The organism is Mangrovibacterium sp. (genome assembly GCF_059905295.1).
This window is the reverse complement of the sequence record NZ_JBZQJF010000276.1, coordinates 1-1,529: the sequence shown is the minus strand read 5'-3', so window position 1 is coordinate 1,529 and position 1,529 is coordinate 1. Positions and strand designations below refer to the sequence as shown.

The 1,529-nt window shown below is 43.4% G+C and carries 1 protein-coding gene; it reads right to left on the bottom strand.

The features are described 5' to 3' along the window. Nucleotides 1-207: 207 nt before the first annotated feature. A partial coding sequence (locus tag AC37HE_RS14165) for an aconitase family protein (protein ID WP_500783505.1) occupies nucleotides 208-1,529 on the bottom strand: 1,322 nt, incomplete at its 5' end.

Below are 1,529 nucleotides of genomic sequence, written 5' to 3'. Positions count from 1 at the left end.
GATAGGGAAGGATAAGCTTTTGTTTAATAAAATCCCAGATTACCCGGGTCATCTCATCACCGTCGAGTTCTACGACCGGATTTTGTACCTTAATTTTTTGCATGGTCTACTTAATTAATTTACTGGTTATTTAATTTTTGAACTTCTCGCAGAGTCGCAAAGACGCAAAGAATTAAACTTTGCGGCTTAGCGACTTGGCGAGAAATTTTATGCGTTTTGTTGTTTGATCAGGTTTAATGCTGATCCTGCCTTAAACCACTCAATCTGTTGCTGATTGTAGGTATGATTCACCTTGATCGTATCTTTTGACCCATCGGCGTGCACCGCTTCAACAGTCAGTTGTTTGTCGGGTGCGAAATCAACCAAATCGATAAAGTTGAAAGAATCGTCTTCTTGAATTAGGTCATAGTCTTTTTCATTATCAAAAGTCAATCCCAACATTCCCTGTTTTTTGAGGTTGGTTTCGTGGATACGAGCAAACGATTTAACGATTACCGCTTTTACTCCAAGGTGACGTGGTTCCATGGCTGCGTGCTCACGCGATGATCCTTCACCATAGTTCTGATCGCCGATAACAACTGTTGGAATTCCTTTTTCTTTGTACTGACGCTGAACTTTTGGTACTTCTTCGTATTCTCCAGTCAGTTGGTTTTTCACTTTGTTGGTGTCACCGTTAAAGGCATTCACCGCACCGATCAGCATATTGTTCGAAATGTTATCGAGGTGTCCGCGGTAGCGTAACCATGGACCTGCCATTGAAATGTGGTCTGTAGTACATTTTCCCAATGCTTTGATCAACAGTTTTGCACCGCTAATATTTTCACCGTTCCATGCTGCGAATGGTGTCAGCAATTGCAATCGATTTGAATCGTCGGCTACACTTACAACAACTCCCGAACCATCTTCGGCCGGAGCCTGGAATCCGGGATCTTCAACATCAAATCCTTTTGTTGGAAGTTCGTATCCACTTGGTTCATCCAGTTTTACTTCAACTCCATCTTTGTTGGTCAGGGTGTCGGTAATTGGATTGAAATCCAGTTTTCCCGCAATGGCCAGCGCTGTTACCAGTTCAGGTGATGTAACAAATGCGTGCGTGTTTGGATTACCGTCAGCACGTTTTGAGAAGTTACGGTTAAACGAGTGAACAATGGTGTTCTTCTCTTGTTTGTCGGCTCCTTCGCGTGCCCACTGACCGATACACGGGCCACAAGCATTAGCAAATACTTTTCCGCCAATCTTTTCAAACGTATCGATAAAACCATCACGTTCTATAGTGAATCTTACCTGCTCCGAACCAGGAGTGATGGTAAATTCAGCCTTTGTGATCAATCCTTTTTCTTCGGCTTGTTTGGCAATCGATGCTGCACGCGAAATGTCTTCGTACGAAGAGTTGGTACAGCTACCGATCAGACCTACCGAAACTTCCATTGGCCAACCGTTTTCTTTAGCTACTTTTTTCATTTCAGATACGGGAGTAGCTTTATCCGGCGTAAATGGTCCGTTGATGTGTGGCTCAAGTTTCGAAAGAT